At 69.3% G+C, this 17406-nt stretch carries 17 protein-coding genes; 6 read left to right on the forward strand and 11 right to left on the reverse strand.

The features are described 5' to 3' along the window. Nucleotides 1–103: 103 nt before the first annotated feature. Nucleotides 104–1516, reverse strand: a complete 1413-nt coding sequence (locus Q1K70_RS06065) for an ABC transporter ATP-binding protein (protein WP_300156905.1) — start codon at nt 1514–1516, stop codon at nt 104–106. Beyond that, nucleotides 1506–2372 carry an ABC transporter permease gene (locus Q1K70_RS06070; protein ID WP_300156907.1) on the reverse strand — a complete coding sequence of 289 codons (867 nt, stop codon included), beginning with the start codon at nt 2370–2372 and terminating at the stop codon, nt 1506–1508. Before Q1K70_RS06070 ends, Q1K70_RS06065 begins: the two co-directional genes overlap by 11 nt. Nucleotides 2373–2467: 95 nt before the next feature. Here Q1K70_RS06070 and Q1K70_RS06075 point away from each other — a divergent pair, with 95 nt between their 5' ends. From Q1K70_RS06075 to Q1K70_RS06090, 4 genes are all read left to right on the forward strand, one after another. Then, nucleotides 2468–4456 (forward strand): glycosyltransferase, encoded by a 1989-nt coding sequence (locus Q1K70_RS06075; protein WP_300156908.1) that lies wholly within the window; start codon nt 2468–2470, stop codon nt 4454–4456. 2 nt (nt 4457–4458) lie between these two features. Further along, entirely contained in the window at nt 4459–5559 is a 1101-nt protein-coding gene (locus Q1K70_RS06080) for a glycosyltransferase family 1 protein (RefSeq protein ID WP_300156910.1), read from the forward strand. 174 nt (nt 5560–5733) lie between these two features. Beyond that, nucleotides 5734–7428, forward strand: coding sequence for an FAD-dependent oxidoreductase (locus Q1K70_RS06085; protein ID WP_300156912.1), 1695 nt, complete (start codon nt 5734–5736; stop codon nt 7426–7428). 80 nt (nt 7429–7508) lie between these two features. Beyond that, on the forward strand, nt 7509–7925 hold the full coding sequence (locus Q1K70_RS06090; RefSeq protein ID WP_300156914.1) for a secondary thiamine-phosphate synthase enzyme YjbQ: 417 nt from the start codon (nt 7509–7511) through the stop codon (nt 7923–7925). A 196-nt stretch (nt 7926–8121) separates the two neighbouring features. Here Q1K70_RS06090 and Q1K70_RS06095 read toward each other — a convergent pair whose 3' ends face one another. From Q1K70_RS06095 to Q1K70_RS06105, 3 genes are all read right to left on the reverse strand, one after another. After that, a complete protein-coding gene (locus tag Q1K70_RS06095; RefSeq protein ID WP_300156916.1) occupies nt 8122–9774 on the reverse strand; it encodes a thiamine pyrophosphate-binding protein in 1653 nt (550 codons plus the stop codon). Nucleotides 9775–9849: 75 nt separating this feature from the next. Next, complete coding sequence (locus Q1K70_RS06100) at nt 9850–12453, reverse strand: response regulator (RefSeq protein WP_300156918.1); 2604 nt, start codon at nt 12451–12453, stop codon at nt 9850–9852. A 1-nt stretch (nt 12454) separates the two neighbouring features. Beyond that, the gene (locus Q1K70_RS06105; protein ID WP_300156921.1) at nt 12455–13291 is read right to left on the reverse strand and encodes a transporter substrate-binding domain-containing protein; all 837 of its coding nucleotides are present in this window, start codon (nt 13289–13291) and stop codon (nt 12455–12457) included. A gap of 238 nt (nt 13292–13529) precedes the next feature. Between Q1K70_RS06105 and Q1K70_RS06110 the strand changes: the two genes are divergently transcribed. Further along, on the forward strand, nt 13530–13757 hold the full coding sequence (locus tag Q1K70_RS06110; protein WP_300156923.1) for a MoaD/ThiS family protein: 228 nt from the start codon (nt 13530–13532) through the stop codon (nt 13755–13757). 12 nt (nt 13758–13769) lie between these two features. On the opposite strand, the gene Q1K70_RS06115 is transcribed toward Q1K70_RS06110, so the two are convergent. From Q1K70_RS06115 to Q1K70_RS06140, 6 genes are read right to left on the reverse strand one after another with little or no spacing between them, the layout of a single operon-like run. Beyond that, nucleotides 13770–14213, reverse strand: coding sequence for a DUF3795 domain-containing protein (locus tag Q1K70_RS06115; protein ID WP_300156925.1), 444 nt, complete (start codon nt 14211–14213; stop codon nt 13770–13772). Nucleotides 14214–14224: 11 nt separating this feature from the next. Beyond that, the gene (locus Q1K70_RS06120; protein ID WP_300156927.1) at nt 14225–14755 is read right to left on the reverse strand and encodes a DUF2867 domain-containing protein; all 531 of its coding nucleotides are present in this window, start codon (nt 14753–14755) and stop codon (nt 14225–14227) included. Between the two features lie 5 nt (nt 14756–14760). Continuing rightward, on the reverse strand, nt 14761–15525 hold the full coding sequence (locus tag Q1K70_RS06125; RefSeq protein ID WP_300156929.1) for an enoyl-ACP reductase: 765 nt from the start codon (nt 15523–15525) through the stop codon (nt 14761–14763). A 13-nt stretch (nt 15526–15538) separates the two neighbouring features. Further along, nucleotides 15539–16174, reverse strand: a complete 636-nt coding sequence (locus Q1K70_RS06130; protein WP_300156931.1) for a TetR/AcrR family transcriptional regulator — start codon at nt 16172–16174, stop codon at nt 15539–15541. Nucleotides 16175–16184: 10 nt separating this feature from the next. Then, complete coding sequence (locus tag Q1K70_RS06135) at nt 16185–16604, reverse strand: MauE/DoxX family redox-associated membrane protein (protein WP_300156932.1); 420 nt, start codon at nt 16602–16604, stop codon at nt 16185–16187. Further along, entirely contained in the window at nt 16601–17107 is a 507-nt protein-coding gene (locus Q1K70_RS06140; protein ID WP_300156934.1) for a rhodanese-like domain-containing protein, read from the reverse strand. The genes Q1K70_RS06135 and Q1K70_RS06140 overlap by 4 nt, the downstream gene beginning before the upstream one ends. A 110-nt stretch (nt 17108–17217) precedes the next feature. On the opposite strand from Q1K70_RS06140, the gene Q1K70_RS06145 reads away from it, so the two are divergent. Further along, nucleotides 17218–17406, forward strand: a 189-nt coding sequence (locus Q1K70_RS06145; RefSeq protein WP_300156935.1) for a rhodanese-like domain-containing protein, incomplete at its 3' end; no start/stop codon positions are given.

A 17406-nucleotide genomic window follows, 5' to 3' on the forward strand; every position in this document is an offset into this window, starting at 1 on the left:
GGTTCCCTCCCCCCGAGCCCCCCTCCTTCCCCAAAAACTTTTAAAGGGGGTGATCAAATTACCCTTTATAATGACATCAGCCCCTTTCGGGGGTCCAGGGGGATCATCCCCCTGGCGGGTCCAGGGCAGCGCCCTGGCCGCCGGTGGCATATCCCTCGCCTCCGTACAGCCGCATCGCCGCGCTCCCGGGCAGATTGGCCACGCCGTGGTGGGTGAGCTGCACGGGCGTGGTGTCGCGGCTGCGGAAGGCGACCATGAAGTCGCCGGCCCGGGTCAGGATGGAGATGACCGTGGTCCGGCTCTCCAGTTCCTGGTGGGACAGCGCCGCCCGGCGCGCGAAATCCTCGCGGCCGATGGTCGAAAAGCCCAGGTTGAAGGTGTATTCGCCGGGCGCGAGGTCCAGGGAGATGTCGAAGCGCACGCGCACCACGGAGCCGGCCGGCGTGGCCGTCGGGTGTTCGCAGTCGAACTGCAGGGTGTTCTTGCCGAACACGATGACGCGCTTGTCGTTTATCAGCTCCACCCCGGCCACGGCCACCTCGATGTCGTTGGTCACGGCGTAGCGGCAGAAGATCGAGACGGTCTCTCCCTGCTCGAAGGCCCGGCAGGGCTGGCCCGAGGCGTCGCACACGGCCAGGTGGGTAAGCGTGGCGAAGCCGTTTTCGGCCGCCGCCACGTCGGCGAGGTCGAGGAAGGCCTCGGGCGCGGGCCAGAAGCCGTCCTCCGTGCCCTCGGCCGGCAGGTCCAACTCGCCCGCCGCGACGGACGCCGTGGCCGTCTTCCCGCCGTGGCCGACCATGTAACGTTTGACCGCGGCGGCCGCGTCGCCGCAAAAGGTCGTGCGGCCGCGTTCGAGATAAAGCGCCCGGTGGCAGAACTGGGCCACGTCGTTCATGGCGTGGGAGACGAGCACCACCACCGTGCCGCGCGACAGCAGCCCTTCCAGGCGCTGGTAGCATTTCTGGCGAAAGAAGACGTCGCCCACGGCCAGCGCCTCGTCGATGATGAGGACCTCGGGTTCCAGGCTCGTGGTCACGGCAAAGGCCAGACGCAGGAACATGCCGCTGGAATAGGTCTTGACCGGCTGGTCGAAGTGCGCCCCGATGTCGGCAAAGGCGGCGATGTCGTCCAGGCGCGCCTCCACCACGCTTTTCGGGATGCCGAGCACGGCGGCGTTGACGTAGACGTTCTGGCGGCCGGTGAATTCGGGTTTGAACCCCGAACCGAGTTCCAGAAGCGCCGTGGTGCGCTCGGGCAGGATCACCTCGCCGGCCGTGGGTTCGAGCACGCCTGCCAGTATTTGCAGCAAGGTGGACTTGCCGGCCCCGTTCTTGCCGATGATGCCGAAGGCCTCGCCGGGCATGACCTCGAAGGACACGTCGCGAAGGGCCCAGTGCTCGCGATACAGCGGCTTGCCGCCGGGAAAAAGGAGCTGGCGCAGCCGGTCCTGGGGCCGGCTGTACAGTTCGTACATCTTGGAGACGCCGCGCGCGGCGATGACGGGATCAGACGGCATCGGCAAAGAGCCTCTTGACGCTGGCGAAAAACGCGTAGCCGCCGAGCATGACCACGGCCGAGGCCAGGGTCACCCAGCCGAGCGCCGCCCAGTCGGGCGTCTGGCCGAAAATGATGGTGCGGCGCAGGTGGTCCACCACGGGATGCAGGGGATTGAGCGCCAGCAGCGTGCGGTAGGGCTCGGGCACGGCGGACAGGGGGTAGAGGATGGGCGTGGCGAAAAAATAAAGCTGCACGACCACGCCGACCAGATTGCCGAGGTCCTTGAGGAAGACGCCCACCGGCGCGAGCAGCCAGCACACCCCGAGGGTCAGCATGACAAGGGGCGGATAGGCGAGCGGCGCAAGGAGAATGGTCCAGTGGAGCGTTCCCGTGGTGCAAAGGACGCCCACGGCCACGAGCGCCAGGCTCACCAGGGATTCCATGGCCGCGGCGCACAGGATGCCGACGGGCAATATTTCCAGGGGAAAGAGGACCTTTTTGATGAAATTGACGTTTTCCGAGAGCAGCCTCGGCGTGCGGTTCACGCAGCCGGCGAAGACCTCGAACACGGCCAGGCCCGTGAAGAGGATCAGCGCGTACCCGGCCACGCCCCCTTCCCCGCCGCCGGCCCAGGACGGCTTGAAGACCACGGAAAAGACGAAGGTGTAGACGGCAAGGGTGGCCAGCGGGGAAACCAGGCCCCACAGGACGCCGAGCTGCGCGCCGTGGTAGCGGGAGAGGAATTCGATGCGGGCGAAGGTGGCCAGCACCTCGCGGCGCTTCCAGAAATGTCGGACGAAGGCCGCCGGGGAAAGGCCGGCGGCAAGACCCGACCAGAACGAGCCGGGGCGCGGTCGCCGCGCGACCATGACCATTTTTGACGCCTGCATGCCGCCGGTTGCATATTCGATGGAATTGACGCATGTCAACGCATCCGCCGCGCCGGCGGCAACGCCCTCACGGACGCCTCATGCGCATCACCATAGACGCGAGCACCCTCTCCCATCCCCAGCGCACCGGCATCGGCCGCTGCCTGGAGTCCATCCTGCCGCACCTGGCCGACCTCGCCGCCGGGCACGACGAGATCATCCTGGTTTCCGGCAAGCCGCTGGTCAACGAAACGGCCTTGGGGCTCGTCGCCCGCGGCCGCCTGTCGGCCCGCACGGCGAACGTGCCCTCGCTCTACGCCTGGCAGCAGACGGGCATGGCCTGGCAGATCAAGGAGGCCGGCGCGGACGTGCACTACGCCCCGGACGGCCTGCTCCCCCTGGGCTTTCGCGGCCGCAGCGTCGGCGTGGTCAACGACGTGCTGTGGAAGCGCCGGCCCGAGACCCTGGCCTGGCACGTCCGCGCCGTCTTCGCCCTGCGCCAGCGGGCGAGCCTGGCCCGGCTGACCATACCGCTCACCCTTTCCGCCTTCACCCGGCGCGAGATGCTGCGCGTGTTCGGCCCCATGGCCGCGCACACGCGCCCCACGGACCTGTGCGCCGCGGACTGCGACCGCTTCCGGCCGCTTCGCCCCGAGGACGCGGTGCCCCTGGCCGCCTTCCGCGCCCGCCACGGCCTGGGCGAGCGCTACCTCCTTTGCGTGGGCAACCTCATGCCCCACAAGAACCTGGGCACGGCCCTGCGCGCCCTGGCGCGCCTGCACCGCCACGGCGACGCCCCCCGCCTCGCCGTCATCGGCCACGGCGACCCGGAGGCCGTGCTGGGGCTTTTGCCGCCCGGGCTGCCGCGAAGCGCCGTGGCCTGCCTGGGCTACCTGCCCGATGCGGACGTGGCCCTGGCCTACCGGGGGGCGACGGCCTACATTTTCCCCTCGCGCTACGAGGGCTTCGGCCTACCGGTGCTGGAGGCCATGGCCAGCGGCGTGCCCGTGGCCTACGCCGACGCCGCCTCCCTGCCCGAGGCGGCGGGCATCGCCGGCCTGCCCTTTCCGGCCCGGGACGACGCGGCTTTGGCGGAGATTCTCGCGCGCCTGCTGGCCGACCCGGACCTGCGCCGACGGCAGGTCGCCCTGGGCCTGGACCGGGCGGCGGATTTCTCCTGGCAGGCCTGCGCCCGCCACGTTCACGACGCCCTGCACGAAGCCTCGGGCCTTGCCCCCCTGCGCCTGCCCAAGGTGACGGTGGTCACGCCGTCCTACAACCAGGCGGCCTTCCTGCCCGAGACCCTGGAGAGCGTGGCCGCCCAGAAGGGCGTGGCCGTCGAGCACATCGTCCTCGACGGCGGCTCCACGGACGCGACGCCGGACATCCTGCGCCGCCACGAGGGCAAGCTGGCCTTCTGGCGCTCGGCCCCGGACGCGGGGCAGACGGCCGCCCTGGCCGAGGGCTTCGCCATGGCCACGGGCGAGGTCATGGGCTGGCTCAATTCCGACGACACGCTGTGCGCCGACGACGTGCTGGCCGCCGTGGCCGAGGCCTTCGCCCGCCATCCCGAGGCGGTCATGGTCACGGGCGACACGCTGCTGACCGATCCCGCCGGCCGGCCGGTCATGATCGACATGGTGCTCGCCCCCTCCCACCGCCAGATGCGCTACGCCATGGCCGTGCCCCAGCAATCGACCTTTTTTAGGCGCGAGGCCTACCGCGCCGCCGGCGGCATGGACACGAGATTTTCCTACTGCATGGACTACGACCTCTTCGAGCGCGTGAGCCGGCAAGGCCGCATCGTGCGCATCCCGAAGCTCGTCGCCACCTTCCGCTTGCACCCCTCGGCCAAGACCGCCACCTGGCACGAGGTGTTCCGCCGGGAGATACACGCCTGCCAGCATCGCCACGGCAGCGGCTTGGTCCATGAAATCCTTATCAAGCTCGTGGCCGTGGAGATCCGCCTGCAATCGCTGCTGGCCCAGTGCGGCGCGCTGCTCCGCGGCCGCCGCCTGCCGACGCTCCTCAACGCGCGCATCGAGCCCCTGCGCGCCTTCGCCCGCAGGAAGCATGGGCTTATGGGGTAGCCATGCGCATCGCCGTCAACGCCCGCACCCTGGACTACCCCTCCGGCGGCCCCAAGGAATACCTCTTTGGGCTCGTGCGGGCCATCCTCGACGCCGGCGGGCACGAGTGCATCCTCTACTATCCCCAGGAAAGCCACCTGGGCACCTTCCCCGACGCCACGGAACGGGTGCTGCCGACCCGAAACCGCCTCGCCTTCGACTGGCTGGCCCTGCCCCGGGCGCTCAGGAAGGACCGGCCCGACGTGGCCTTTTTCCCCTCCTCCAACATGCCCGCCGGCATCCCCTGCCCAGCCGTGGTGGCCATGCTGGACCTGGGCTATTTCCACCCGACCCTTCGCATGTACAAGCGCGGCGACACCCTCTACATGCGCCGCTTCATCCGCTACGCCGCGCGCCGGGCCGAACGGCTGGTGGCCATCTCCGAGCATACGCGAAAAGACGTCCTGCGCCTGACCAGGGCCAAGCCCGAGAAGGTGAGCGTCACGCCCCTGGCCTGCGACGCCATCTACAAGCGCCCCGTCGCGCCAGGGGACGTCGCCGCCCTTCGGGCCCGCCACGGCCTGACCCGGCCCTACGTCCTCTACGCCGGCAACATCTCGCCGCGAAAAAACCTGGGCACGCTCCTTGCCGCCTTCGCCCTGGCCGGGGAGCGCCTGCCCTGCGACCTGGCCGTGACCGGGGGCCTTTCCTGGAGCGAGGATTTCTCGGCCGAGGTCGCCCGCCTGGGCCTAGGGGACCGTGTCCGGCGGCTCGGGCACGTCGCACGCCGCGACATGCCGCTTCTCTACCACGGCGCGCTGGCCCTGGCCTTTCCCTCGCTTTTCGAGGGCTTCGGCCTGCCGGTGCTGGAGGCGCAGGCCTGCGGCACGCCGGTGGCGTGCGCGGCGGCCACTTCCCTGCCCGAGGCGGCCGGCGACGGGGCGCTTTTGGTCGATCCCCGCGACGCCGCCGCCTGGGCCGAGGCGCTTTGCCGCCTGGCGACCGATGCCGCCCTTCGCGAAAGCCTCATCCGTCGCGGCCGGGCCAACGAAGCCCGCTTCACCTGGGAGCGCACGGCCCGGCTCACCCTGGACGCCCTGGCCGCCGCCTGCGACCGACGCTGATTCCCCTGCTTTTCCGGGCCGTTCCCCCCTTGTGAGCCGGCGCTTTCCGGTTTATGCCCATTGCGAACGCATTTGATTTACGGTATGAACTGTTCCGTGAATTAACCCGGACCCGACGGTCGCGGCAGCGGCCGAACCATACCCCCGGAACCCTCAAACGGAGCATCTCCAACAATGAACAACAAACGCATCGTGGTCATCGGTGGCACGGCGGCCGGCCCCAAGGCGGCGGCCCGGGCCAAGCGCCTGGACGAGACGGCGGAAGTCATTCTCATCCAGAAAACCCCGGAACTCTCCATGGCCTCCTGCGGCTACCCCTACTACGTGGCCGGCGAGGTCAAGGGGCGGGGCATGCTGCTCGCCACCCCGGCCGGCGTGGTGCGCGACCCGGCCTTTTTCGCCGGGGCCAAGGGTGTTACCGCCATGGTCGGCACGGAAGTCACGGCCATCGACCGCAAGGCCAGGACCGTTTCCTGGAAACGCGCCGCCACGGGCGAGACGGGTGAGATCGCCTACGACAAGCTCGTCCTGGCCACGGGCTCCGTGCCCAAGGTGCCGCCCCTGCCCGGCCGGGAGCTGGCCGGGGTGACCACGCTGGCCAGCCTGGCCGACGCCGACGGCCTGCGGGCCGCGGCCGCCGCCGGCAAGGGCGAACCCGCGGTCATCGCCGGCGGCGGGCTCATCGGCATGGAGACCTGCGAGGCGTTGGTGACTGCCGGCATGGACGTGACCGTGGTCGAGGCCCTGCCGCAAATCCTCGGCTTCCTCGACCCGGAGCTGGCACTTGTCGTGGAAAAGCACGCCCGGTCCAAGGGAGCCAAGATCCTCACCGGCGTCGGCCTCGCCGCCATCCTCGGCCGGGACGGCAAGGCGACCGGCGTGCGTCTGGCCGACGGCCGGGAGCTGCCCGCCTCGCTCGTGGTCATGGCCATCGGCGTGGCCCCCAACACGGCCCTGGCCAAGGGCGCCGGCCTGGCTCTGGGGGCGACGGGCGGGGTGGTCGTGGACAGGCACATGCGCACCTCCGACCCGGACATCTACGCCGCGGGCGACTGCGTGGAAGTGCAAAACCGCCTCACGGGCAAGCCCGTGCACGCCCCCTTCGGCGACCTGGCCAACCTGGAAGGCCGGGTGGCCGGCGAGAACGCGGTTCTCGGCGACGTCGCCGTCTTTCCCGGCACCATCGGCAGCGGCATCTGCAAGGTCTTCGACTGCGCCGCCGCCTCCGCCGGCCTGTCCGAGCGCCGGGCCCGGGAAGAGGGCTTCGACGTGGTCGCGGCGGTGAACGCCAGCCCGGACAAGCCCGGATTCATGGGGGCCAAGCCGGTGATCTCCAAGCTCATCGCCGAGGCGAAAACCGGCCGCATCCTCGGTTTCGCCTGCGTGGGCCTCGGCAACGTCAACCGCCAGGCGGCGGAGATGGCCATGGCCATCCTCGGCGGGCTGACCGTGGACGACGTGGCCATGGCCGACCTGCCCTACGCGCCGCCCTATTCCCTGGCTGTCGACCATGCCGTCGCCACGGCCCACGTGCTGCAAAACAAGCGGCGCGGGCTCATGCGCGGCGAGCCGAGCACGGCGGTCAAGGCCCGCCTGGACGCCGGGGAAAAGCCCTTTCTCCTGGACGTGCGCGGCCCCAAGGAATTCGAGGAAATGCGCCTGGGCCTTGGCGAGACGCTCATCCCCCTGGGGCAGCTACGCAAGCGCCTGGGCGAGCTTCCGGCCGACAGGCACGCGCCGATCGTGACCTACTGCAAGGTGTCCATGCGCGGCTACGAGGCCCAGCGGGTGCTCGCGGCCAACGGCTACGACAACGTGACGGTCATGGAGGGGGGCCTGGTCGCCTGGCCGTACAAGCTGGAGAAATAACGTCTTGAAGGCGCGGCTCCGGGGCCGGGACAAGCGTCCCGGGTTCGGCTACAAGGGCGAAAACGCCCTGGAGCCGCGCCATGAAAAGCTTTCGCAAGGAATTGTGGTTCAACGTCCCCACCCGCCGGGCCTTCGTCAACATCACCGGCGAGGTCGCGGCCTGCCTGGCCGAATCCGGCATCCGCGAGGGGCTTTGCCTGGTCAACGCCATGCACATCACGGCCTCGGTCTTCATCAACGACGACGAATCCGGGCTGCACCACGACTACGAACTCTGGCTGGAACGGCTCGCCCCCCACGAGCCCGTGTCCGGCTACCGCCACAACGTGGGCGAGGACAACGCCGACGCCCACATGAAGCGCCAGATCATGGGCCGCGAGGTGGTGGTGGCCGTCACCGAGGGAAGGCTCGACTTCGGGACCTGGGAGCGCATCTTCTACGGCGAGTTCGACGGCCGCCGTAAAAAAAGGGTGCTGGTCAAGATCATCGGCGAGTGACGCCCACCGGGCCATGCCCTCGGGCGGAGCGAGACCCGGGGCTGCCGCCCGCATGGCTCCTCGGTCGTGATGGGGAGCGGACGCGCGCCGCTCCCCCGCCGGGCGCGTCCATGGGTCGCCTGCCCCAACCGAAAACGCCCTTGCGGAGACAGACGCGAATCCGCGACCCTCCCCACCGAAACGGACGGCCTTCCCCCTACTTCTCGCCGTACAGGGTGCGGATGGATTCCCCGAGCTTTTTCGCCAGGGGCGAGGCCGCCATGCGGTCCATGACCACCTCGACGTAGGCCCCCGCGCCGCAGGTCTCGGCCTTGGCCATGGCCGCCTCCAGTTCGGCGTTGGTGGTCGCCCTGGCGCAGAACCAGTCGGGCATGCCGAAGGCGGCCGGCAACTGGGTGTAGTTCCAGGGGGCCAGGTCGTTGTAGGAGCTGCCCGGGTCCTTGCATAACAGCCGCTCGATCAGGTAGCCGTCGTTGTTGAGGCAAAAGACGACGGGCTTCAGGCCATGGTAGCCGAACTGGCCGAGCTCCTGCACCGTCATCTGGTGCGAGCCCTCGCCGGTAAAGAGCAGCGTGCGGCGCTCGGGCGCGGCCACGGCCGCGCCGAAGGCGGCCGGCGTGGCCCAGCCGATGGCCCCCCACAAGGTCTGGTTGAAGAACTCCGCCCCGGTCGGCATGCGGGCGAAACCCAGGCCCATGGAGATGGTGCCTGTCTCGGCCATGACCATGTCGCCTTCGCGCAGGAATTTCTCGAACCGGGGATAGAGGTAGTCCGGGCTTATGGGGTCGTCCGGCGCGCCCTTGGGCTCGCCCAGGCCCTTGGGCCCGGCCACGCCGCGCCCGGGCTTGGGCGAAACGGCCCTGGCCAGCCCCTCCATCACATCGCGCATTTCCACGTCGCGGAAGGTGGCGTGCCCCACCCGCGTCTCGTGCTGCATGACCGCGATCATGTGCGAGGGGTCGATCTTGGCCGTGAAGGCCCCGGTGTTGAAGTCGCTCCACAGCGCCCCGAGGTTGAGCACGCAGTCGCAGCCCTCGACGAAATCGCGCACGTCCGGGTTCATGATCCGGCCGTCGTAGAGGCCGAGGTAGCCGGGCAGGGTTTCGTCCAGGGCGGTCTTGTCCATGAACATGGTGGCGAAGGGCAGGCCCGTGCGGGCGAGCAGGCCCTTGGCCGTCTCGCGAAGCCCCAGGCGCGCGATGAGGTAGCCGGCCAGCACCACGGCCGAGCCGGCCTTGTCGATCTTTTCCGCCACGGCCTCGATGGCGGCGCGCAGCGTGCCGGGGTCGCTTTGGGGCGCTTCGGGCGCGCACACGAGCTCCCCGGCCAGGGGCGCGTCGGCGTAGTCCTGGGGCAGGGCGATGTAGACCGGCCGGTTGCGCGTGAGCGCCGCCTCCAGGCAACGCTCGATCTGGCAGGCGGCGTTTTCCGGGGTCAGCACGGCGCTGGCCGCAACCACCGGCTTGGTCATGTCGGCGTAGGCGTTGAAGCTGCCGTCGCCGAGGGTATGGTGCACGATGCGCCGGGCCCGCTGGGTGGACACGCTCGGCATGCCGACCAAGTGGATCACGGGCAGGTGTTCGGTGTAGGAGCCGGCCACGCCGCACAGGGCCGAGAGCTCGCCCACGCCGTAGGTGGTACACAGGGCGGAACGTCCGCGCACCCGGGCGTAGCCGTCGGCGGCGTAGGCGGCGTTGAGTTCGTTGCAGCAGCCGATCCAGCGCATGTCCGGATCGTTCTCCACGGCGTCGTTGAGGGCGAAGGAAAAATCCCCGGGCACGCCGAAGACGTCCCTTACGCCGATCTGCTTGAGCCGCGTCGTCAGATGCTCGATGACCGTAGGAGCCATGAACGGAACCTCCTGCAGGATTTGCCACGTTTGTCGGTCAATCATTTCCGCCGGGCCGCGTCACCACCGGGCGCTTCAGGCCGCGCGCCGCGCCGCCGCGGCGCGGGCTACGGCCTGGCCCAGGGCGGCGATGTCCACGGGCTTGGACAGATAGTCGTTCATGCCGCATTCCAGGCAGCGTTCGCGGTCGCCGGCCATGGCGTGGGCAGTCACGGCGATGATGGGGACGGCGGCGTCGATGCCGGGCCGGTCGCCACGGCGGATGCGCCGCGTGGCCTCGTCGCCGCTTAAGCGCGGCATCTGGATGTCCATGAGCACCACGTCGTAGTCGCGGCTGTCCAGGGCTTCCAGGGCTTCGTCCCCGTCGCTCACGGCGTCGGCGGTGAAGCCGAGCTTGCGCAGCATGGACACCGTGGCCAGGCGGTTGACGGCCTCGTCCTCCACGACGAGCACGTGCACCGGGCTGTTTCCCGGCGCGTTGCGGACGGCGTCGGGCCCGAGCGGGGCCTCCTTCGCCCCCAGGGTCCGGCAGCGGATGGTGAAGGTGAACTCCGTTCCCCGCCCCGGCTCGCTTTCCAAGGCGATGTACCCGTCGAGAAGCCCCACCAGGCGCTTGACGATGCCAAGGCCCAGGCCCGTGCCGCCGTACTTGCGGGTGAACGAGCCGTCGATCTGGGTGAAGGGCTCGAAAACGGCGTCGATCTTGTCCTCGGAAACGCCGATGCCCGTGTCGATCACGGTGAAGAGCAGGTACGCCTCCTCCCCCCGCCGCGAGACCAAAGACACATCGAGTCGCACCGAGCCCCGGGCCGTGAACTTCACGGCATTGCCCACGACGTTGAAGAGGATCTGCCGCAGCCGAGCCGGGTCGGTCATGACTCTGGCCGGGACGCCGGGGTCCACCCCGGCCGTGACCGCAAGTCCCTTGCGCTCGCTTTCCAGGGCGAAGACCTGGACCACCTCGCCCGCCACGGCGCGCACGTCGCAGGCCTCGCTTCGCAGCACCAGCTTGCCGGACTCGATGAGGGTGAAGTCCAGGATGTCGGCCAGAACGCGCACGAGCCCCCGGCCGCAGGCCAGGGCCGTGGCCACGTGCTGGGCGTCCTCCCTGGAAAGGCGAGAGGCCTCGAGCAGCTGGAGCATGCCGAGGACGCCGTTTAAGGGCGTTCGCACCTCGTGGCTGATGTTGGCCAGGAATTCGCTTTTGGCCCGGCTGGCCGATTCGGCCGTGGTCATGGCCTGGCGCAGGCTTTCCTCCACGCGCTTGTGCTCGGTGACGTCCACGATGATGCCGTCGAACACGACGCCGCCGTCCGGGGCGCGGCGCGGCGCGGCGCGCAACTGCCCCCAGTGCGTCGCGCCGTCGCCCCCGGTGAAGCGGGCCTGGACGTCGAAGGTGTCGAGGTTGCGCATGGCCTGGGCTTCGGCCTGGCGCAGCGCATCGAGGTCTTCGGGGAAAAAGCGGGCCAGGACGGTGCCGGCGTTTTCCAGCGCCTCTCCGGCCGAAAGCCCGAAAAGCCGTTCGATCCCCCGGCTGACGTAAAGGAAGTGCCGTGTTCCGTCGGTGCGGGCCTCGATCTTGTAGATAACGCCGTCAGGCAGGTTGTCGCCGAGCCCGCGCAAGGTGGCCTCGCGCTCGAGCAGCGCAATCTCGCCTTTGCGGCGCTCGGTGACGTCATGGTAGATCTCCAGGCGCAGATTCCTGTCGCCAAGCCGGAAAAAGCCCGTCTTGACGGACACGTCCCGGATTTCGCCAAGCCGCGTGGCGATCCGCGTTTCCCGAAGCACGGCGCGCCGGCCGTTGGGATAGGCCACCTCCAGGGGTTGCCCCTGTCCCGCCTGGGGCGTCAGGCGCAGCTCCGCCGGGTCGCGGCCGAGGAGCTCCTCACGGTCGTAGCCCCATTCCGTGGACACCGCCTGGTTGCAGTCCGCCACGCGACCGGAATCCTCGTCCACGACCAGGATCACGTTCATGACCTGATCGAACAGGGAACGGTACTTGTTCTCGCTCTCGAAAAGAGCCGACTCGGCCTTGCGGCGTTTGGCGCCAGCCAGGGACAGGGTCAGGGCCAGGATGCCCAGGAAGGACAGCCAGACGAAGAAAAGAAGCCTGTTGAGGCGGTCCTGGCGCGCCACCGCGCCGAGCACCCAGCGCTGGATGACGTCGTCCAGGGCGTCGCCGCGCTTTTCCAGCGCGGCGAAGGCCGCGTGGCGTTCCACGGCGCGTTGATCGCGCTGGGGCTTCTCGTCGAGGAGGCTTTGCCGCAACAGCGACTGGAACCCGAGGAGGCCCTGACGGTAGGTCGCCAGGTCGCCGTCCCAGGCGGGGTTCTGTTCCGCCAGCAGAACCCGCCCCGTCTTCAGGCCATGCGAAGCGTCGATGAGGCCGTCGATGTCGTGGACCGCCTGTTCCATGAAGGCGTCCACCTCGTCGAGGCGGATGGCGGACTCGCCGGCCAGGTGGCGTTCCACGGCCAGATAGGCCTTGACGATGTCGGCCCGGCTCTGGCGCAGGTTGCCCCGCATGGGCGGGTAGATCACGAAATTCTCCCGCCAGGAGGCGTTGGTCCACCACAGGAGCAGCCCTGTGAGCACGGCCGCCGCGGCCATGGCGTACAGGTGCAGGTCGATCCAGCCCCGGGAGCCAACGATGCCCCGACCTGCGCGCGCGTCGCCCATGTCAGCGGCTCCCGGCCGACATCAGGCCGCTGGCGAATCCCAGCGACGTCAAAAGATCCAGATAGGCCTTCGAGCCGATATAGCCGGCCAGGGCCGCGTCCACACGGCCGGCCAGAGCCGCGTCCGCCGGACGGAAGGCAAAGGCGCTTTGGCCCTCGGGCGTGCCGGCGGCCTGACGCATCGGCGAGGCCGGCTCGGCCTCGCCCTGGGACTCCCCGGCGAGCCAGGCCACTGTCGGCGCGGACAGGGCCAGGGCGTCCGCCCGGCCGGAACGCACGGCGGCCAGGCCGCCGGCCGGATCGGGCACGACGAACAGGCGCTCCGGGGATGTGCCCAGGCTGGCGAGGGCAAGCTGCTCCACGGATCCGTCGAGCACGGCGATCCGGGCTGCGGGGCTTTTCGCCGCTTCTTCGTAGGAATGGAGGTCCAGGGGATTGCCGCGCCGCACGAGCAGCCCCTGGAGCGACCGGCAGAAGGGCCTGGAGAAAAGCATGCGCTTGGCCCGCTCGGGCGTGATGAACAGGCCGTTGGCGATCATGTCGATGCGCCCGTCGAGCAGCGCCGGGATGGCCTGGTTGAAGTCCAGGAGCACCCAGCGGACGGGGCCGATGCCGGCATGGCCGAACACGGCCTTGGCCACTTCCGGAGCGGCCCCGGAGACCTCGCCTGTGGCGGTGCGGAAGCAGTACGGCGGCTCGCCGGAATAGCCGACGCGAATCTCGCCGCCCGTCCACAGGTGGGTCTCGGGCGCGTCGCCGCCGCGAACGTACAGCAGGGCGCCGACCCCGCTGACGATGAAAAGCGTCGTTACGACGAGATAGCCCAGTATTCTCCGCATGGCCGAGCCGCCGCCTTGCTTTCGCCGGGTCGAGCGAAAAAGGGACCTCGCCCCCGCCGAAGCAGACTGTTTTCGGCGCCCGCAACCGCGTACGGCAACATGGCCGCAGACCCGTTTCCTAACGGATTACACGCTTGTCGTGGCTATGGCAACGGAGAGACCGTTTTTTGCATGGCAAGCAAGGATGGACAAGGCCGGACACCTGTTTTAAGAAGCATAAAGCCAAAAGGAAAAAGCCATGCCCATCGAACTGCGCTGCTACGCCACCCTGGCGCCGCTCACGCCCGCAAACGCCGGCGTCCTGCCCATCGAGGCAGGGGAAACCGTCGGTTCCCTGGTCGATCGCCTGGGCATTCCCCGGGAAGAGATCAAGATCGTGTTCGTCAACGGCCAGGCCGCCTCCCTGGACGGGCCGCTGGCCGACGGCGATCGGGTGGGCGTGTTCCCGCCCGTGGGCGGCGGCTAGGCAGGCGGCTTTTCAGTAGCGCGGCTGCGTCGTCAGCCAGTCGGCATAGGCGGCAAGGCCCATGTCGCGAAGCCGCAGGTTGTTTTCCCGCCAGCGTGCCGTGAGCGGCCCGGGCAGGCCCGGGTCGCAGGTCTCGAATTTTGGGCAGGCGTGGCAGAAATCGACGCCGCGCTCCCGCACGCAGTCCTTGACCCGACAGGAAGCCAGCAGGCAACGGCCTTCCCGACAGCCCCGGCACTCCCCCCGGCCCAGGCGTTCGAGCAGCTTCTCGAAGTCGGCGTAGGCGGCGAAGGCCGGGTCCATGGCGGCGAAAAAGCCCGCCCGCCGGCCGAATCCCCCGAGCTCCGCGCGAAGCGCCCGGGCATGGTCGGCGATGGGGCTTTCGGGGTTGTCCAGGCAACGGCCGCAGTCCAGCCCGCACGGGGCGATGCGGCGCAGCAGAGCACTTGCGTCCATGGCGGAATCCTTCACGGGATGTTGCGGCCGCGGGCGGCGCGTTTGGCCATGCGCCAGACGACCAGATGGTGAAACGGCCGGATCAGGTTGAAATAGACCGGTCCCGTCCAATGTTTATAGACCACGACGGTCACGACGTCATAGACGACCCGGCCGTCCGGCTCCGGCACGGCCAGGACGGCGAGCACCGCGCGCAGATGCCGGTCCGTTGCCCCGGCCGCCCAGTAGGCGTCCGGCTCCGCCGCGAGCACGGTGAAGAAACCGAGCTTGCCGCCGGGGGTCATGGGCACGTCCTCGGGCTTCATGCTCTCCGGGCCCGCCGCCGCGCCATGGCGCAGGCCGAGAAGGCGGGCCAACAGGCCGCGCAATCGGTAGAGCGCGCGCAGCCAGGTCGGCCGGTCGCCGAACATGGCCGCGACAAACTGGCGCAGGCCGGCCTGACCGCGCACCCGATGGACATCGACATGATCGGCATCCGCGACGACGCCGGCCACGGCCGCAATGCGCTGTAGCGCCGCAAGCGCCTCGCGTTCGCCGGCCACGGCCCCTACACCCCCATGATGTTGTAGCCCGAATCCACGAAGATCACCTCGCCCGTGGTGCCCGACGACAGGTCCGAGGCCAGGTAGAGGGCGCAGCGGCCGATGTCCTCCAGGCTGATGTTGCGCCCCAGCGGCGAGCGGTTCTCGATGGTCTCGAGGATGGTGCGAAAGCCGCTTATGGCCGAGGCGGCCATGGTCTTGACAGGACCTGCGCTGATGGCGTTGATGCGCACGCCCCGCTTGCCGAGGTCCACGGCCAGGTAGCGCACGCTGGCTTCCAGGGCCGACTTGGCCACGCCCATGGCGTTGTAGTTGGCCACCACCCGGCCCGAGCCGTAATAGCTCATGGTCATCACCGACGCGCCGGGCGCGAAAAGCGGCTCGAAGGCCCGGCACAGGGCCACCAGGGAGTAGGCCGAGACGTCCAGCGCGATGCGGAAGCCCTCGCGGCTGGTGTCGATGAAGCGGCCGGCCAGGTCCTCGCGGTTGGCGTAGGCGATGGAATGGACCAGGCAGTCCACGCTGCCCCACTTCTCGCCGACAAGGGCGGCGGCGCGGGCGATCTCCTCGTCGCCGGACACGTTGCACTGGAAGACGAACTGCGCGCCGAGCGCGGCGGCGATGGGCTCGACGCGCTTGCGGATGGGCTCGGCGGCGTAGCCGAGCGCCAACTCCGCGCCGTTGTCGCGCAGCGCCTTGGCGATGCCGTAGGCGATGCTGCGTTCGTTGACCACGCCGAAGACCAGCGCCTTTTTGCCTTGCATGAGCATGTCGCGCTCCTTTTCAGCGGACTTCGGCCTCGCGCAGGATGCCGGCCACGATCATGTCGAGCACCCGGTCCACGCGGTCGCGGTCCTCGTCGTCATACAGGTTGAGTCCGCCGAAGACCCCGCTTTGGCGGGAGCGGACCGTCAGGAACATGGCCGCGCCGCCAAGGACGGCGACCACGGCCGTGAGGTCGAGGGAATCGGGCACTTCGCCCGTGACGCTCTCGAAAAATTCCAGGGCGCAGCGCACGCGCGGGTATTCGAGCAGCCGCGTGTAGCGGTTGCGCGACATGAGCTCCCAGGCCAGGATGTCCAGGGTGCGCGGCCGGGCGAGCAGGCCGCGGATGGTCGCCTTGAAGAAATGGGCCAGTTGGGCCTTTTGCGGCATGGCCACGAAGCGGTCGGCCACCTCGGCGCGCAGTTCGGACACGGGCGGCCAGAAGGCGGCGCTTTGGCCAAAGGCCGTGACCATGTCGTCGAGATCCTGGAAATGGCGCAGCACCACCGCGCGCTCGAGCCCCGCCGCCCTGGCCACGGCCTCGAGGGTCAGCCCGTCGAAGCCCTGCCGGGCGAGCAGGTCGCCGAGCGCCTCGAGCAGCCGCTCCCGCACCGTGCGGGGCTGGCCGATGGGGATGATCTTCACCCCGGACACGGAATGCCCCTCAGGCCCGCCTGGCCCCGAGGAAGCTGCCCGTGGTCACGAGCAGGGCCAGGGCCAGGATGGAGCCGTCCCGGATGAAGGTCCTCACCGAAATGGCGTCGTCGGCCTTGGTGGTGAAGCAGCCGCACTGGGTGCTGATGCCCTTGTGCCAGGCCCAGGCCATGGCGGAAAGGAAAACGGCCATCATGAGCGTGGCGGAAAAGCTCGCCCCGCGCGCGAAAAGGCCCGTGATGAGGCACATGCCCACCACCACCTCGATCCAGGGCAGCACCTGCGCCACGCCGCCCACGAGCATGTCCGGCACGATCTGGTAGTTGCGGATGATCTTGGCGAAGGCCAGGGGATCGACGATCTTGTCCCAGGCGGCGGCCAGGAAGATGCCGCCCAGGGCGACACGCAACAGGAAGTACACCACCCTCATATGCCGCCCTCCGTGGGGCCGCCCGCCGCCACCCAGCCGTCGAAGCCATCGGTCACCACCGTGACGTAGGGAAAACCGGCCGTGCGCAAGGCCTCGGCCAGCTCCTTGCTCTTGTCGCAGAGGATGTCGCCACAGTAGACCACCAACCGATCCTCGACGCCAAGGCCAATGGCCTGGGCCGCCTCGGCCAGATCGCCGTAGATGGCCTCCTGGGGCAGGTTTTTCGCCCCGGCCACCCGGGACAGGGCAAACTCCCCGGAGGTGCGCGCATCGACGAAGATGACGCCGGGTCGGCCACGCAGGGAGATGGCACCGTAGACATCGATGGTTTCCAGGCCCTTGCGCAAGGCCTCGCGCCGGGCCTCGGCCGCGAAATCGGCCACCCAGGGCAGGGGCTCGGGCCGGACGTAATTCATGGCCACGGACAGCCCCCCGGCAAGGGCCGCGATCAGGATCAATTCCAGCCACAGGGGCGGCCAATGCCGCGCCGCGCCATGCGCCATACGCTCCGCCTTGACAAGTTTTCCCGCGCGCGAGCATACACTCTCGGGCAGGCAGGCCGATTTCTACCCTACCCGACCGCGATAGCGCAACCCGTAACCCGGAGACGTTCATGATGGCCGACACCGCCGATCCGAGTCCGATCCGCAACGCCACGGCCGAGGAAGTCCGCGCCCTGCTCGACGGGACCAAGCTCGATGCGTTGACCCTGCTCGATGTCCGCATGGAGCCGGAATACGCGGAATTCCACCTGCCCGGGGCCAAGCTGTTGCCCCTGCCCGACTTGCCCGACCATCTGGGC

Origin of the sequence: Solidesulfovibrio sp. (assembly GCF_029978005.1) — a bacterium.
Lineage (GTDB): Bacteria > Desulfobacterota > Desulfovibrionia > Desulfovibrionales > Desulfovibrionaceae > Solidesulfovibrio.

What these genes read in the sequence shown, in the direction of transcription:
- Q1K70_RS06100 (WP_300156918.1), bottom strand. Translation starts at nt 12,453, where the DNA reads ATGGGCGACGCGCGCGCAGGTCGGGGCATCGTTGGCTCCCGGGGCTGG.
- Q1K70_RS06095 (WP_300156916.1), bottom strand. Translation starts at nt 9,774, where the DNA reads ATGGCTCCTACGGTCATCGAGCATCTGACGACGCGGCTCAAGCAGATC.
- Q1K70_RS06065 (WP_300156905.1), bottom strand. Translation starts at nt 1,516, where the DNA reads ATGCCGTCTGATCCCGTCATCGCCGCGCGCGGCGTCTCCAAGATGTAC.
- Q1K70_RS06110 (WP_300156923.1), top strand. Translation starts at nt 13,530, where the DNA reads ATGCCCATCGAACTGCGCTGCTACGCCACCCTGGCGCCGCTCACGCCC.
- Q1K70_RS06135 (WP_300156932.1), bottom strand. Translation starts at nt 16,604, where the DNA reads ATGAGGGTGGTGTACTTCCTGTTGCGTGTCGCCCTGGGCGGCATCTTC.
- Q1K70_RS06070 (WP_300156907.1), bottom strand. Translation starts at nt 2,372, where the DNA reads ATGGTCATGGTCGCGCGGCGACCGCGCCCCGGCTCGTTCTGGTCGGGT.
- Q1K70_RS06075 (WP_300156908.1), top strand. Translation starts at nt 2,468, where the DNA reads ATGCGCATCACCATAGACGCGAGCACCCTCTCCCATCCCCAGCGCACC.
- Q1K70_RS06115 (WP_300156925.1), bottom strand. Translation starts at nt 14,213, where the DNA reads ATGGACGCAAGTGCTCTGCTGCGCCGCATCGCCCCGTGCGGGCTGGAC.
- Q1K70_RS06080 (WP_300156910.1), top strand. Translation starts at nt 4,459, where the DNA reads ATGCGCATCGCCGTCAACGCCCGCACCCTGGACTACCCCTCCGGCGGC.
- Q1K70_RS06090 (WP_300156914.1), top strand. Translation starts at nt 7,509, where the DNA reads ATGAAAAGCTTTCGCAAGGAATTGTGGTTCAACGTCCCCACCCGCCGG.
- Q1K70_RS06140 (WP_300156934.1), bottom strand. Translation starts at nt 17,107, where the DNA reads ATGGCGCATGGCGCGGCGCGGCATTGGCCGCCCCTGTGGCTGGAATTG.
- Q1K70_RS06105 (WP_300156921.1), bottom strand. Translation starts at nt 13,291, where the DNA reads ATGCGGAGAATACTGGGCTATCTCGTCGTAACGACGCTTTTCATCGTC.
- Q1K70_RS06085 (WP_300156912.1), top strand. Translation starts at nt 5,734, where the DNA reads ATGAACAACAAACGCATCGTGGTCATCGGTGGCACGGCGGCCGGCCCC.
- Q1K70_RS06125 (WP_300156929.1), bottom strand. Translation starts at nt 15,525, where the DNA reads ATGCTCATGCAAGGCAAAAAGGCGCTGGTCTTCGGCGTGGTCAACGAA.